Origin of the sequence: Celeribacter sp., assembly GCF_048270365.1 — a bacterium.
Classification (GTDB): domain Bacteria; phylum Pseudomonadota; class Alphaproteobacteria; order Rhodobacterales; family Rhodobacteraceae; genus Celeribacter.
In genome coordinates this window covers 111102-126125 of the sequence record NZ_JBLWTA010000011.1, presented here as the reverse complement: position 1 = coordinate 126125, position 15024 = coordinate 111102, and the positions used below count along the sequence as shown (strand labels likewise).

The 15024-nt window shown below is 60.2% G+C and carries 17 protein-coding genes; 3 read left to right on the top strand and 14 right to left on the bottom strand.

Annotated elements, in window-relative coordinates; all coding sequences use genetic code 11:
- The first annotated feature begins 22 nt into the window (after nucleotides 1-22).
- On the top strand, nucleotides 23-553 hold the full coding sequence (locus ACN0X0_RS15670; RefSeq protein WP_417279903.1) for an adenine phosphoribosyltransferase: 531 nt from the start codon (nucleotides 23-25) through the stop codon (nucleotides 551-553).
- A gap of 296 nt (nucleotides 554-849) precedes the next feature.
- Here ACN0X0_RS15670 and ACN0X0_RS15665 read toward each other — a convergent pair whose 3' ends face one another.
- From ACN0X0_RS15665 to coxB, 13 genes are all read right to left on the bottom strand, one after another.
- The gene (locus ACN0X0_RS15665; RefSeq protein ID WP_417279902.1) at nucleotides 850-2271 is read right to left on the bottom strand and encodes an FAD-binding oxidoreductase; all 1422 of its coding nucleotides are present in this window, start codon (nucleotides 2269-2271) and stop codon (nucleotides 850-852) included.
- A gap of 44 nt (nucleotides 2272-2315) precedes the next feature.
- Nucleotides 2316-3131 carry an MBL fold metallo-hydrolase gene (locus ACN0X0_RS15660; RefSeq protein ID WP_417279901.1) on the bottom strand — a complete coding sequence of 272 codons (816 nt, stop codon included), beginning with the start codon at nucleotides 3129-3131 and terminating at the stop codon, nucleotides 2316-2318.
- 115 nt (nucleotides 3132-3246) lie between these two features.
- Nucleotides 3247-3453, bottom strand: coding sequence for a helix-turn-helix transcriptional regulator (locus tag ACN0X0_RS15655; protein WP_417279900.1), 207 nt, complete (start codon nucleotides 3451-3453; stop codon nucleotides 3247-3249).
- 8 nt (nucleotides 3454-3461) lie between these two features.
- A complete protein-coding gene (locus ACN0X0_RS15650) occupies nucleotides 3462-3851 on the bottom strand; it encodes a hypothetical protein (protein WP_417279899.1) in 390 nt (129 codons plus the stop codon).
- 85 nt (nucleotides 3852-3936) lie between these two features.
- Entirely contained in the window at nucleotides 3937-4527 is a 591-nt protein-coding gene (locus ACN0X0_RS15645) for a GNAT family N-acetyltransferase (protein ID WP_417279898.1), read from the bottom strand.
- Entirely contained in the window at nucleotides 4527-5786 is a 1260-nt protein-coding gene (locus ACN0X0_RS15640; protein ID WP_417262005.1) for a M16 family metallopeptidase, read from the bottom strand. Before ACN0X0_RS15640 ends, ACN0X0_RS15645 begins: the two co-directional genes overlap by 1 nt.
- A complete protein-coding gene (gene thrC / locus ACN0X0_RS15635; protein WP_417279897.1) occupies nucleotides 5783-7165 on the bottom strand; it encodes a threonine synthase in 1383 nt (460 codons plus the stop codon). The genes ACN0X0_RS15640 and thrC overlap by 4 nt, the downstream gene beginning before the upstream one ends.
- A gap of 12 nt (nucleotides 7166-7177) precedes the next feature.
- Nucleotides 7178-7846: an SURF1 family protein gene (locus tag ACN0X0_RS15630; RefSeq protein WP_417279896.1), complete on the bottom strand. Its 669-nt coding sequence runs from the start codon at nucleotides 7844-7846 to the stop codon at nucleotides 7178-7180.
- A 75-nt stretch (nucleotides 7847-7921) separates the two neighbouring features.
- Complete coding sequence (locus ACN0X0_RS15625; protein ID WP_417262002.1) at nucleotides 7922-8725, bottom strand: cytochrome c oxidase subunit 3; 804 nt, start codon at nucleotides 8723-8725, stop codon at nucleotides 7922-7924.
- A gap of 36 nt (nucleotides 8726-8761) precedes the next feature.
- Nucleotides 8762-9343: a cytochrome c oxidase assembly protein gene (locus tag ACN0X0_RS15620; RefSeq protein WP_417279895.1), complete on the bottom strand. Its 582-nt coding sequence runs from the start codon at nucleotides 9341-9343 to the stop codon at nucleotides 8762-8764.
- Entirely contained in the window at nucleotides 9343-9504 is a 162-nt protein-coding gene (locus ACN0X0_RS15615; RefSeq protein ID WP_417262000.1) for a hypothetical protein, read from the bottom strand. The genes ACN0X0_RS15620 and ACN0X0_RS15615 overlap by 1 nt, the downstream gene beginning before the upstream one ends.
- Before the next feature lies 1 nt (nucleotide 9505).
- Nucleotides 9506-10444 (bottom strand): heme o synthase, encoded by a 939-nt coding sequence (gene cyoE / locus ACN0X0_RS15610; RefSeq protein WP_417279894.1) that lies wholly within the window; start codon nucleotides 10442-10444, stop codon nucleotides 9506-9508.
- 112 nt (nucleotides 10445-10556) lie between these two features.
- Nucleotides 10557-11450 (bottom strand): cytochrome c oxidase subunit II, encoded by an 894-nt coding sequence (coxB, locus tag ACN0X0_RS15605; RefSeq protein WP_417279934.1) that lies wholly within the window; start codon nucleotides 11448-11450, stop codon nucleotides 10557-10559.
- 227 nt (nucleotides 11451-11677) lie between these two features.
- Between coxB and tldD the strand changes: the two genes are divergently transcribed.
- Both tldD and dprA read left to right on the top strand, forming a co-directional pair.
- Nucleotides 11678-13099 carry a metalloprotease TldD gene (gene tldD, locus ACN0X0_RS15600; protein WP_417261997.1) on the top strand — a complete coding sequence of 474 codons (1422 nt, stop codon included), beginning with the start codon at nucleotides 11678-11680 and terminating at the stop codon, nucleotides 13097-13099.
- A 336-nt stretch (nucleotides 13100-13435) separates the two neighbouring features.
- The gene (gene dprA / locus ACN0X0_RS15595) at nucleotides 13436-14509 is read left to right on the top strand and encodes a DNA-processing protein DprA (RefSeq protein ID WP_417279893.1); all 1074 of its coding nucleotides are present in this window, start codon (nucleotides 13436-13438) and stop codon (nucleotides 14507-14509) included.
- Nucleotides 14510-14533: 24 nt separating this feature from the next.
- Here dprA and ACN0X0_RS15590 read toward each other — a convergent pair whose 3' ends face one another.
- Complete coding sequence (locus tag ACN0X0_RS15590; protein WP_417261995.1) at nucleotides 14534-14989, bottom strand: hypothetical protein; 456 nt, start codon at nucleotides 14987-14989, stop codon at nucleotides 14534-14536.
- Nucleotides 14990-15024: the final 35 nt, after the last annotated feature.

Sequence of the window (15024 nt, the reverse complement as noted above, 5' to 3'; positions counted from 1 at the left end):
CGCCTTAGCCAAAGGACACACCATGAAAACCGTTAAGGATTACATCCGCACCATCGTAGATTTCCCGCATGAAGGCATTCTGTTTCGCGATGTCACCACGCTCTTTGCCGACCCGCGTGGCATGCGGCTTGCGATTGACCAGCTGCTCGATCCCTATGTGGGTCTGCAAATCGACAAGGTGGTGGGACTGGAAGCGCGCGGGTTTATCCTTGGCGGCGCCATCGCGCATCAGCTCTCCATCGGCTTCGTTCCGATTCGCAAAAAGGGAAAACTGCCGGGCGCTGTGATCTCCGAAGAGTATAAACTCGAATATGGCGAGGCCGTGGTCGAGGTGCATGACGATGCGATTCAGCCCGGCGAGAAAATCCTCGTGGTCGACGATCTTTTGGCCACGGGCGGCACGGCGGAGGCCGGGATCAAGCTGGTCGAGCGGCTGGGTGGCGAGATCGTGGGCTGTGCGTTTATTATCGACCTGCCGGAGCTCGGTGGGCACAAGCGGCTGGCCGATCTGGGCTATGACATTCATACGCTTTGTGAATTTGAGGGGCTGTGACACATATTTTTGCAAGCCCCCCGAAAACTATCCGATGCGGCGTGAACGCTTTGGTAACGACTCGCACGTAAATCTGTGCATGTCTCGCGGAGCCGAGACGCTGTTTGCACCACATGTGAGCAATCACATTTCGCGCCCTGACCTCCCCCCGGTCGGGGCGCTTTTCGTTTCCCTGCCGCGTCACGAAATCACTCCGACAGGGGAAAAGCCACGCAGCTTGCGAGAGATCACACCCACCGTCCAACGTGTTAACCTTAATCAGATTAACCTTAACGCAATTGGTTTTTCAGCGCGCCTCAGCCCAGTTGATTCCGTAAAACCGCGCCCGGATTCATGATGCCTTTCGGATCGAGCGCCGCCTTGATCGCCCGCATCGCGGAGAGTTTTCCCGGATCGCCATAGTGCTCCAAATCCTCGGCCTTAAGCCGCCCGACGCCGTGCTCGGCGGAAAACGACCCATCGTATTCGGCGACCAGATCATGCACGACACATTTGACCTCAAACCGGATGTTTTCATACTCGGAACGGTCGCGTCCCTTTGCCGGAAAGACATTGTAATGCAGGTTGCCGTCGCCCAGATGTCCAAAGGCATTCACCCGCACATCGCCCAATTGCGACAGACGCGCGATACCCTCGGGAATGAAGTCGGCGATGCGCGACAGAGGGATCGAAATGTCATGCGACGAAATCGAGCCGATGCGTTTGTTGCCCTCGGGGATCGTCTCGCGCAGGGTCCAAAAGTCCTGCCGCTGCGCCTCGTTTTGCGCGATGACCCCATCTGTGACAAGCCCCGCCTCGAAACCGCGCTCAAACAGAGTGGCGAGCATGGCGTCCGGATCGGAGGCACCCGACACGCCCAGATCAATCAGCACACACCACTCGGGGTGCTCGGCAAAGGGCTGGCGAATGTCAGGCACGGTTTCAGCAAGGAAATCGAGCCCCATGCCAGAGATCAGTTCAAAGGCCGAAATGCCCTCCCCCGCGATGCCCTGCGCCATGTTCAAAAGCTCAAGTGCTGCAGCGGGCGACGGCACGATGAGGATCGCGGCGGCGTTATGTTCCGGCTGCGGGAAGAGGCGCAGGCTGACGGCCGTGATCACGCCCAGCGTGCCTTCCGCCCCTATCAACAGGTTGCGAATGTCATAGCCGGTGTTGTCCTTGCGCAGGCGTTTGAGGCCGTGGAAAATCTGCCCGTCGGGCAAGACGGCTTCGATGCCCAGACACAGCTCGCGCGCGTTGCCGTAACGCAAGACATTGAGCCCGCCCGCATTGGTTGAGAGATTGCCGCCGATGCGACAGGTGCCCTCTGCGCCCAAGGACAGAGGAAACAGACGCCCGGCCTCAGAGGCTGCGGATTGGATGTCGGCGAGGATCGCGCCGGCTTCCGCGACGATGACGTTTTCCTGCGGATAGACCGCGCGGATTTTGGTCATTTTTTCCAACGACAGAATGACCGGCGCCGGGCCGTCATAGGCGATCTGGCCCAGAACCAATCCGGTGCCGCCGCCCAGAGGCACGATGCCGACGGAGGCCTCATGACAGGTCCGCACGATGGTCGAGACCTCTTCGACCGTCGCGGGACAGGCGATCACTGCCGCTTGTCCATGATAGCGCCCGCGCGGGTCTTCCAACTCGCCGTCACGGCGCGCGTGCAGGGTGCCGGGCGGCAAGGCGGCCTCAAGAGAGGCAAGAAAGTCGGGCGTCGCAGGCTGGGTCATGTGAGGCTCCTTTGCCTCAGATGTAGCCCCTGCCCCCCGAGGTCTCAATCGGAAAGAAACTGAGGCTCCAGCACCATGATCGTCGGTTGCCCCGGCAAACGATCGAGTGAGACCAAAAGCTCGGAGCCGTGGGTTTCGACAACCGCAAAGTCGTCGCCCATCCCCGTGAGGAAATCATTCAAACCATAGCGCGAAAAATAATGCATCGGGATGACGATGGAGGAGCGAAACCGCTCGACGATCCGCATCATCACCTCGCGCGGCACGGTGTAGCCGCCATCGACCGGCGCCATGACCACATCAAGACGTCCGATGGCAGCATATTGTTCTTCGGTCGGCTCATGGTGAAGATGTCCGAGATGACCGATACAGAGACCGCCGGCCTCGAAAACAAAAATCGAATTGCCGTTGGGTTCGCGGCTATCCCCTAAACGAATATCGGTCGGCACATTGCGGATGCGCATGGGGCCCAGATCGAGATCGTGTTCGGCGCCTTCACCATAGGCGCCCCAGCCCTCAAGAATATGCGCGACAGCGCCGTGAACGTTGTTGGTGTAATGGCTGGAATGGGCTTGGTTCATCGTCACCACATCGGGCGCCCAGAGCGTATCACCGATATAGCCGTTGTAATCGGTGACCACCGACACGTCCCCCACCTCGATGGCAAACATCGCGTGATCGATGAAATGAATGCGCACGGTATCTTCGGGAACCGGCGCGCCGACAGAGGCCCGCCACAGCTGCTCAGGCGCGACATCCCCCGCAAGAGAGCGACAATGGCTGGGGATACGCTCGGCCTCCTGGGCCAGAGCCATGGTCGAGGTGATAGAAAAAGCGAGGCTGAGAAAAAGAGGCCGCATTCGTGACTCCCGATCATATCGCGATCAGGGTAGGCCCGAATCCCTCTCAGCCCTCATCACAGAACCGTGTGGACCGACGCCGCACACGGATTTTGGGCAATAGCCTTCTTTTATCTCAGCCGCCCTCGGGCAATTGGAACAGCTCCTCCACCGACAGGCCGAGGCATTTCGCCAGCCGCAAGGCCAAAAGCGTCGAGGGCACAAAGACGCCGTTCTCAACCGTATTGATGGTCTTGCGGCTCACCTCGACCTGCGTGGCCAGCTCCATCTGCGTCAGCCCGGCCCTCTGGCGATGCTCTTTCAGATGAACGATGAGCTGCACGGGCGCCTTCATTTTCGAAGGCCTGCGACGGCCATCCATGCCGAAGGCGCGCAGATGAGCAGGATGCCAAGCGCCAGAAGCGCCCCTTTCAGACTTGTCTCAAAGTATTGTGTCAAAAAGAAAAAAAGCCAGAATCCGAGGACAGCGCACCAATAGCCGAACTGATAGGCGCCGCGATGTGATGCAACGGCCATTTCATCCCAAGCGGGTCGAATGCTGCGCGGTGAGATCACGGACACGATGAATTGCGAGAGGCCACCGAGAATGGCCAGCCCACCGAGCCAGAGGACGGGCTCTGACGAGATGGTGTTTGTAAAACCGTAAAGGACAAGCAGCCCAAGGCCAAAAGCGGTGACCAAGAGGTTCGCGGCGAGGCGTGTGGTGGCGAGCGGGTTCATGTTCAGTTCTCCTGTAACCTTTGGGTTACATAAGAAGCCCCGAAAGTAACCTCAAGGTGACATTGAAAACTTTTTCAGATGTCTATCAGGCTTGGCCGATCGAAGTCGGCCCCCGCCGATCCGGGTGCAGTGCAGAATAGAGCACATGGTTGCGCCAGCGGCCGTTGATCTGAAGATAGGCCTGCGCCACGCCTTCGTATTTGAACCCGGCCTTTTCCAAAGCCCCACGCGACGCCGCATTTTCCGGCAGGCATGCCGCCTCGATCCGGCTCAAACGCATGCGGGCAAAGGCGTGATGGGTGACGGCGGCGATGGCCTCTTTCATATAACCCTGTCGGGCGTGGCGCGCGCCGATCCAATAGCCGATGGTGCCCGCCTGCGCCGGTCCACGGCGGATGTTGTCGAGCGTCAAAGCCCCCAGCAAGACGTCATCTTCGCGCCGAAACAGGAACACCGGCAAGCCGCTGTCATTGCGAAAGCTGCGTTCTGCCCAGATCACACGATTGGTAAAAGCCTTGCGCGTCAGATGATCCGACGACCAGGTCGGCTCCCAAGGCTGCAAAAATTCCATGCTTTCCTGACGCAGAGACGCCCATGCGCGATAGTCCGAATGCTGAGGCAGACGAAGCGTCATGCGCTCCGTCTCGATCCGCACCTTCGGTCGTCGCGACAGCATCAGGCGGCGAACCTTTCGCGCAATTTATCCAGCTCAGGCGCGGCTTTGACCGGGCCGTAAAGCGCCATCGACGCCTTGCCCATGCCGGTTTTCACCAAAAACTCCCGCACATTCTCAAGCGTCACCGCGTCAATCCGCTCGACCGTCTCATGAAGCTCCGGAATGCGGCCCCAGATGCCCAGCATCCGCGCGTTACGTTCGGAGCGCGACGACGGGCTTTCCAGCCCCATCAACAGCCCCGCCTTGATCTGCGCGCGGGCACGGTCGACCTCGACCAACGTCATTTCAGACGCCGCACGTTTCATTTCGTCAATCGTGACTTCGGCCAGTTCCGCGACCTGATCGCCGGAGGTGCCCGCGTAGATCGTGGTCAGCCCGGTGTCGGAATAAGCGCCGGATTGGGCGTAGATTGTATAGCAAAGCCCGCGCCGTTCGCGCAGCTCCTGAAAGAGCCGCGAAGACATGCCGCCGCCCAAAGCGGTGGTCGCGGTCTGAGCGATGTAGATGTCTTCGTCGCGATACGCCGGGCCTTCGAAGGCCAGCGTGAAATGCGCCTGTTCGAGTTTCTTGACCTTGCGATATTCGCCGCCCTCAAACCGCGCCGGGTCCGCGTAATCGCGGCCATGCGGTTTGAGCCCACCGAAAATCTCTTCGGCTTCGGCCACAATGCGGTCGTGATCGATATTGCCCGCAGCAGAGAGCACCATGCGTTCGGGGCTATAGTGCTCATCAACAAAGCCCGCGAGGTCATCGCGGCTAAAATTGCGCACTCGTTCGGCAGGACCAAGGATGGTGCGGCCAAGCGCCTGTTTCGGAAAAGTCGCCTCTTGCAGCCAGTCGAAAATCACATCGTCGGGCGTGTCGAGCGCCTGACCGATTTCCGACAGGATCACACCGCGTTCGACCTCAAGCTCATGCGGATCGAAGATCGGGTTCAACACGATGTCGCCGATCACATCCAAAGCCAGAGACACGTCGTCCTTCAGCACCCGCGCATAATAGGCCGTGGTTTCCCGCGTCGTATAGGCATTCAGATAACCGCCAACATTTTCAAGAACTTCGGCAATCTCCAGAGGCGTGCGGCGCGCTGTGCCCTTGAACGCCATATGTTCGAGAAAATGCGCGATGCCGTTCTGTTCGATCCGCTCATGACGTCCGCCCGCCAGCACCCAGACCCCAATCGACGCGCTTTGCATCGAGGGTTGAAGTTCGGTGACGATCCGAAAACCGTTGGACAGAGTGTGGATACGTGGGCTCAAGCAAGGCGCTCCTTGATCAGGGTTTTCAGACCATCTAGGTCGTTCGGCACCACGGTAAACCGCTCGTCGCGGTCGAACAGATCGGCCATATGTTCGGGCAGCGCCGGATGGATGCCACAAGCCGCCTCGACAGCCGCCGGGAATTTCGCCGGATGCGCGGTCGAGAGCGAGATCATCGGCACCTCAGACAGATGCTCTTCGGCGACCTTTATCGCGACGGCCGTATGCGGGCAAATCACCTCACCGGTGCGCTTGTGCATGTCGGTGATCATGGCGGAGGTTTCCGCCTCGGACGCCCGACCCGAGGCAAAAGTGTCGCGCAGGCGATCCATCGCGCCTTGGGAGATTTTGAACTCGCCCGATTTGAACTCTTCCATGAGCTGCGCAATCGCGGCGCCTTCGCGGTCGTAGACATCGAAGAGCGCACGTTCAAAGTTGGAACTCACCTGAATGTCCATCGACGGCGAGATCGAGGGGGTCACACCCTCTTTGGTGCAGGCCCCCGTTTCCATCGTGCGGTGCAGGATGTCGTTCTGGTTCGTCGCGATCACCAGCTTGTCGATCGGCAGGCCCATGCGCTTGGCGATATAGCCCGCGAAAATGTCACCGAAGTTGCCGGTCGGCACGGTGAAGGACACCTTGCGATGCGGCGCGCCCAGCGACACGGCGGAGGTGAAATAATATACGACTTGGGCCAGCACTCGCGCCCAGTTGATCGAGTTCACAGCCGCCAGTTTGACGTGATCGCGGAACTCGATGTCGGCAAACATATCCTTGAGCGCGGCTTGGCAATCGTCGAAATCTCCCTCGACGGCCAGCGCGTGGACGTTGCTCTCAGACGGCGTGGTCATCTGGCGACGTTGCACATCGGACACGCGGCCATGCGGGAAGAGGATGAAGACATCGACATTCGACAGCCCTTTGAAAGCCTCAATCGCGGCAGAGCCGGTATCACCAGAGGTCGCCCCCACGATGGTCACATGTTCGCCGCGCCGCGCAAGCGCGGCTTGGAACAGCTGGCCGATGAGCTGCATCGCGAAATCTTTGAACGCCAGCGTCGGCCCGTGGAATAATTCGAGCAGGAAGTGGTTCGGACCAAGTTGCACCAGAGGTGCGCGGGCGTCGTGTTTGAAACCCTGATAGGCCTTGGCGATGATCTCTTTGAACTCGGCGTCGGTAAAGGTCTCGCCGATGAACGGCTTCATCACCACAAAGGCCGCCTCTTCGTAGCTCATCCCCGCAAGCCCGGCGATCTCCGCCTCGCTCAGCGTCGGGATGCTCTCCGGCACATAAAGCCCACCATCGGAGGCAAGCCCCGTCAGCATGGCGTCTTCAAAGGTCAGGGTCGGCGCTTGGCCGCGGGTCGAGATATAACGCATGTCGTCTGCTCTTTAGTCCGTTCGCGCCCTGATACGCCACAGAAGGAAAAGAGTCATCCCTAACCAGACAAGGCAGAGCGAAAACCATGTGATTGCATACTCGAGATGATCGTTCGGGATGCCCTCGATGCCCACCGGCATCGGCTCTATGCCAACGCCTGTGCTGTCGCGCGCCACGATCAGCACGGGCTCTGTGTCGAGAGCCTCTGCCATCGCAGGAATATCGCGCCCGAACCAGATGTTACGCCCCACATCGGGTGCAGGCGTCGAGCTGTTCATATCATCCGGCCAATGCAGGTTGCCGACCACCGTGACCTGACCTCCCGCACGTTGGGCATCTTTCTCCATGTCCCGCACAAACCCACGATCGAGCAACACCCGCCGCCCGTCGTCCAACGTCATAGGTGCAATAATCAGGTATCCCGCGCCAATCTGTTTGCGCGAGACAAGCACATGAAGCTCACCCTCATCGATCTCCCCTGTCACCACCACAGGCAGGTATTTCATCGACGGATCAATCGCCTCCGGAAGAGGCACCGGATCGGCGCCAATCTCCGCGCGGATCTCGGCCAGAACGCCCTCTTTCCACACGAGGCGCGAAAGCTGCCATGTGCCCAACCAGATCAGAATCGCGCAGCCCAAGACCCCGATCACAATGGGAAAAATCATCCGCTTGAACATAAAGCCTCCAAAGAAAAAGGGCGCGTCAACCGCGCCCTTCTATCGAGTTTCCTTTGTGCTGGAAATACTCAGACCTTACTGGCCCCAGATATAGACCACCACAAACAGGAAGAGCCAGACGACGTCCACGAAGTGCCAGTACCACGCAGCGGCCTCGAAACCGATGTGATCGTCCGGGGTGAAGTCGCCCTTCATCGAGCGCACAAGGCAGATCAGCAGGAAAATCGTGCCGATGATGACGTGGAACCCGTGGAACCCCGTCGCCATGAAGAAAGAGCCGTAGAAGAAATCGCCACCGAAGGTCCAGCCTTCGTGCACGACCAGCTCGTAATACTCATAGGCCTGAAACAGCGTGAACACCGCGCCAAAGCCCACACCAATGGCGAGACCGGCCACGAGGTCCTTGCGGATGTTGCCGTGGACCAGTGCATGGTGTGCCCAGGTCACAGCGGCGCCGGAGCACAGAAGGATCAGCGTGTTGATCAGCGGCAGGTGAAACGCGTCGACCGGGATGATCTCCGGTTTGACATATTCAGTGCCCGCATAGGTGTACATCGGGTAAAGCGTGTTCTTGAAGAACGCCCAGAACCAAGCAGCAAAGAACATGACTTCGGACATGATGAACATGATGAAGCCATAGCGCAGGCCGATCCGCACCACCGGCGTGTGATCGCCCGCCTTGTTCTCCTTGATCGTGTCCGACCACCAGCTCCACATCACGTAGAGCACGCCGACGAAACCGATCAGGAAGATGAACGGATTGTCGTTGGCCATCCACATCACGGCGCCGAACAGCATGATAAAGGCGCCGACCGCGGCCATCAGCGGCCAGGGCGATGGCGGAAGGATGTGGTAATCGTGGTTCTTTTCATGCGCCATAGTGTGCGTCCCTCTCCCTTGGTGACCCGTTCGGGCTTAGTTCAAACTCGTGTCCGAAGATGTGCCCGCCTCCAATGCGGCGTAATCTTCGGGCAGGTCTGTTTCATGGAATGTATACGACAGCGTGATGCGATGGATATATTGCGCATCCCTGTCGGTGGTGATCTCGGGATCGACATAGAAGGTCACGGGCATCAACACGCGCTCCCCCGGTTTCAGCACCTGTTCGGTGAAACAAAAACAGTCGATCTTGGTGAAAAAGCCGCCGGCCTCGAAGGGCGCGACATTGTAGGACGCCGTGCCTGCGATGATGCGATCCGTCGGGTTATAGGCCTCGTAGAACGCAAGCCCCGTCTCGCCGATCCGAACCTCCATGGTGTTTTCCACGGGTTTGAACTCCCATGGCATCGACTGATCGGTGTTGGCGTCAAAGCGGATCTTGATGGTCTCGTCCAAAATGGTGTCCGAGGCGCCTACGGCCACAGTCGTTGTGCCGCCAAAGCCCGTGACCGCGCAGAACCAGCTGTAGAACGGCACCGACGCCCAAGCCAGACCGCCCATGAGGAACACGACCCCCACGAGTTGGAACACAGTCTTTTTCGGGCTACGTCCGGCCATCAGTAGCCAGCCTCCTGTGCAGCAATCGACGGATCCAGAACGGTCACCTTGACCACGGTCAGGCCGAGCAAAAGCAAAACGAAGGCGCCCAGCGCCAGCCCAAGCCCCACATTGCGGGAGCGGCGGCGCGTGTGCATGTCATGAAGTTTGGTGATCGCCATCTTAGAACGGGCCTCCAATACCATAGGCAAAGAGCGCCTTATCGGCCATCAGCGCCATGAAATGCAGGAAGGTATAGGCCAGCGACAGTTTGAAAAACGCGCGCTCGGCCTTGTAATTGTCGGCCTCGGCCTCTTCCTCATTGCGACGCCAAAGCACCACGGCCCCGCGCAGGAAGGCGGCGTTCATCACCACGGCGACGACCAGATAGCTCCAGCCCGCCAGAGGTGTGGCGAACATCGCGGCGGCAAAACCGGCCAAAAGGATCGTGTAGACAAGGATGTGATTGCGGGTCGCGCGTTTGCCGTGTGTCACGGTCAACATCGGCACTTTCGCCTTGTCGTAATCGGCGTTCATGAAAAGGGCGAGCGCCCAGAAATGCGGCGGGGTCCACATGAAGATCAGCATGAACATCAACACGGACGACAGGGTGATGTCGCCGGTCACGGCGGCCCAGCCGATCATCGGAGGCAGCGCGCCAGAGGCCCCGCCGATCACGATGTTCTGCGGCGTCGCGCGTTTGAGCCAGATGGTGTAGACCACGGCGTAGAAAAAGATCGTAAAGGCCAAAAGCGCCGCCGCGACCCAATTGGTCGCCAGATAGAGCATCACGACGGAAAAGGCCGACAGCGTCAGGCCGAAGCCAAGCGCCTCGCCACGGGTGACTTTCCCCGCCGGGATCGGGCGCGACTTGGTGCGCTTCATCACCATATCGATGTCGCTGTCATACCACATGTTCAGCGCGCCAGATGCACCGCCACCGATGGCGATACAGAGAATGGCGAAGAAACCAAGGAAGGGATGGATGCCACCCGGCGCCACGATCAGACCCGCAAATGCGGTGAAGACGACCAGAGACATGACGCGCGGCTTCAACAAGGCGAAATAATCGCCAAAGCCCGCTTCATGGTTGTCATCCAATACGATCGTCGCGTCAGTCATCGCGTCACTTCCAGTTATGCGTATGCCCCCCGGGCAGGCTTTTTGCCTCTTATCGGGGGGCGTGCGTGGGCAAAGAAAGGCGGGGCGGTTGATCCGCCCTCACCCGAAAAATTCAGTCGGCAGAGGCCAGTCGGATGTTGCTCGGAGCGGCCTCGTTGGCGGCGTAGAGCTCTTTCGCCTGCAGGAGCCAGGCGTCATACTCGTCCTGCTCCACCACCTGCACGGTGATCGGCATATAGGCGTGATCCTTGCCGCAAAGTTCCGAACATTGACCAAAGAAGGTGCCGGTTTTCTCCGCTTTGAACCAAAGCTCTGCCACACGGCCCGGAACGGCATCCTGTTTCACGCCAAAGGCCGGGATTGTCCAGCTGTGGATCACATCCGCGCCGGTCACGCCCATCACAATCGTCTTACCGACAGGCACGACAACCTTGGTGTCGGTGGCCAGAAGGAACTGATCCTCGGTGTAACCCGCCTTGACCAGTTTCGCCCGCATCGCGTCGTTCAACACGTAGTTGCGTGCCCCCGCCTCGTAATCCTCATCGGTCATATTGGCCGGGTGACCCAGAAGGTAGCTGTCAAAGGAGAAACCTTCGTCAACATATTCATAGCCCCAGAACCACTGATAGCCGGTCACCTTGATGTAGATGTCGCCATCCGGGATTTCCTGTTGCTTGAACAGCACCGGAAGCGAGAACGCCCCGATGACCACAAGGATCAGAATCGGCACGATGGTCCAGGCCACTTCGATCGGCGTGTTGTGGGTGAAGGTCGCGGGCGTCTTGTTGGCCTTGCGGTTGTAGCGCACGATCACCCAGAGGATGAGTGCCGCCACGAAGGCCACGATCACCGTGATGATCACCAAAAGCATGTGATCGAGACCTTGAAGGTCGCGGGCAAGCTCGGTCGCCGGCGCCTGAAAGCCCATCTTGCCGGGTTCGGGCGCGCCCAAAAGCTCGCCGTCCTGCGCCCAGGCGCCCGTCGCGGCGCTCAAGGCTCCGGACATAGTTGCAAAAAGAGTGGCCGCCCGAGCGGACCCGAAAGATTTTATGCGCATAGTCTCTTCCCTAGGTTGCAATCAGGGTTGGCTCCCCGACGGCTGCCCCGGTCTTCCGGGTGCATTTTCATTTGAGTCTGCCCTATCAAAAACCATATTAGGCGTGATGGGACAAGAATTCCCCATCTGTTTGAGCCACTTTTTTGATCTAGATCAAGTCCAAAGGGAGAAAATCTGTGAATTCGAGACGTTTTGACCCATTTACAAATGCGATCGAATTGGAAAGCTCCCTCGCGATCCTGCGCGACGCAGTCGCGGGCGCCGATGACGGCGAACTTTTCCTCGAGCGCCGCACCTCTGAGGGTCTGGTTTTGGACGACGGGCGGATTCGCACCGCCTCCTATGACGCCTCCGAAGGATTCGGCCTGCGCGCCGTGCGTGGCGAGACGGCGGGTTACGCGCATTCGACCGAGATTTCCGAACAGGCCATCCGCCGCGCCGCCGAGACCGCCCGTCTCGCCGTGGGCGCGGGCGGCGGCACGCTGGCCGAGGCACCGCGAGCCACGAATGTGCACCTTTATACTGACGAAAACCCGCTCGAAGGCGCGGCCTTTGACGTCAAGATCGACACATTGAAAGAGATCGACGACTACCTGCGCGGCCTCGATTCGCGCGTGGTTCAGGTCACTGCCTCGCTCGCGGCCTCTCACCAAGAAGTCTACATTCTGCGCCCCGAAGGCGGGCTGACCTCCGACATCCGCCCGATGGCGCGGCTGTCGATTGCGGTCATCGTCGAACAGAACGGTCGTCGTGAAAGCGGCTCTGCGGGGGGCGGCGGGCGCTTTGGTCTCACGGGTCTCATCGCGCCCGATCACTGGCAAGGCGTGGCGCGCGAGGCTCTGCGCATCGCCGCAGTGAACCTCGACGCCGTCCCTGCCCCTGCGGGCGTGATGGAGGTTGCACTTGGACCGGGCTGGCCGGGCGTATTGCTGCACGAAGCTGTCGGCCACGGGCTTGAGGGCGATTTCAACCGCAAGAAAACCTCCGCCTTCGCAGGCCTTATGGGCCAACAGGTCGCCGCCAAGGGCGTCACCGTCCTCGACGACGGCACCATCCCGGATCGGCGCGGGTCGATTTCCGTGGATGACGAGGGCACGCCTTCGGAGAAAACCACGCTTATCGAAGACGGCATTCTCGTCGGCTACATGCAGGACCGCCAAAACGCGCGTCTCATGGGCGTCACCCCCACCGGCAACGGGCGCCGCGAAAGCTACGCCCACGCGCCGATGCCGCGCATGACCAACACTTATATGTTGGGCGGCGATGCGGCGCCGGACGAGATCCTCGCCGATATGAAAAACGGCATCTATGCCGTGGGCTTTTCCGGCGGGCAGGTCGACATCACCAACGGCAAATTCGTGTTCAACTGCACTGAGGCCTACCGCGTCGAGAATGGCCGCATCGGCGCGCCTGTAAAAGGCGCGACCTTGATTGGCGACGGAGCCACCGCGATGAAACAGATTCGCGCGGTCGGCAACGATATGGCGCTCGATCCGGGCGTCGGCAATTGCGGCAAACAAGGACAATGGGTGCCGGTGGGTGTGGGCCAGCCGACCTTGCTGATTGGCGGGTTGACGGTTGGGGGCTCTGCGGCCTGAGTACTCTGCTGCCTGAGGGCTGCAGATTGCGATTCTGTCCGAGACCCTCTCGCACCAAGCCTACGTTAACCTTTATGAACAAAGCGGCCCGATATGCGTCATTTCGGGCCGCTTTTGCCGAAACCGACGCACGTCCGGTAAATATTCCGGCAAAAAATCGCTTCGCACTTGGCTAAAATCCAATCTTTCCGATTTGTGGTAACACCTCATTAACCATTTTGCGCGATGGTGAAGGAGCAAGAGACGGAGAGAGTTGGTTCATTGGAGTTCATCCCTTCCCACCACCCCCTCACCCCACCCCACACCGTGGAAGATAGGGCCAATTGGCTCCGGCTCTTGCGCTCCAGACGCGTTGGCGTCAGCACATTTTACCGGCTTTTGAGTGAACATGGCGATGCGCGGACGGCCTTGGACGCCCTGCCCGCGATTGCCCGTCAGGCCGGTGTTTCCGATTATCAGATTTGCCCTCAAGGCGTGATCGACGCCGAATTGCGCGCAGGCCGCAAACATGGCGCGCGGCTGATCCTGCGCTCCGATCCCGACTATCCGCCCCTTTTGGCGCTCATCGACGACGCCCCGCCCGCGATCTGGGTCAAGGGTGATCTGTCGCTGTTCGAACGCCCCACATTGGCCGTGGTCGGCGCGCGCAATGCGTCGTCTTTGGGGCATCGCTTCACCCGCACGCTGGCGCGTGAGTTGGGCGAGGAAGGCTTTGCCATCGCCTCCGGCCTTGCGCGTGGCATCGACGCCACCGCGCATGAGGCCGCTTTGGACACCGGCACCCTCGCCGTTCTCGCGGGCGGTCTCGATGAGATTTACCCGGCTGAGAACGCCGCGCTCTATCACAGCATCGCCGAGAGCGGCCTTTTGATCTCCGAGCAGCCCTTCGGGATGAAACCCTTCGCCCGGCACTTCCCCATGCGCAACCGTATCGTCTCAGGCCTGTCGCGCGCCACCATCGTGATCGAGGCCGCCGCGCGCTCGGGTTCATTGTTGACCGCTGGCAACGCGCTCGATCAGGGGCGCGAGGTCATGGCGGTGCCGGGACATCCCTTCGATGCGCGCTCTGCGGGCTGCAATATCTTGCTGCGCGACGGGGCCACGCTCATTCGCGGCGCGCGTGATGTCATGGACACGCTGGCCGCCGCCTCGCCCTTGGCGCAGACCGCGATGGAAACGCCGGAGGATGCGATCCCCGTGCCCGAAGCCCCCGCCGAAATGCGCAGCCTCGCCGACCACGCCGCCCTTCATACCGAAATCCTCGCGCGTCTCGCAGGGGCGCCTTTGCCCGAGGACGACCTGATCCGCGATCTCGGCGTCACCGCGGACCGCGCCAGCGCAGAAATCCTCAGCCTCGAATTGGATGGGCGCATCGCCCGCAAACCCGGCGGGATGCTGGCGCTTGGATAGGGGATGAGGTCAGTTCAGCGGGCATCAATTCAGCGGGCAATAGTCGAACAAAAGCTCTGGAAATACGGTGCAATAAGGCTCGGCGGCGAACCAGACATCCGTCGCGCCGATGCTGTGATCTATCACGGCCCATTGATCGCCCTCACGGATCAGAAAAGCGATCACGTCAAGGCCTCCGACCTCTTCGAAATAGGACGCATCATCTCCCCAATAGCGCACCATGGGCGCCTCGCGGATGTCGATCGTGCCACCGCCGGGACGCTGCGGCGCGAGACTGGCAAAGGCCCGCTCCCCCGTGGAGCGCAGCTCATAGACGACAAACTCCACCGGCGCGCCCAGCCGCCACTCGATCACGGGGCGCAGCGCATTCATGATCTGCGTGCGTTCAAGACTGCCACGCGCGGGTTCATGCCAGTCCTGAGCGACCACAGGAGGGGTCACGGCAAAGGACAAAACGACAGAGACAAACAGGGCACGCATGGAAAACTCCGCAACTTGGAACACTGGGACAATTC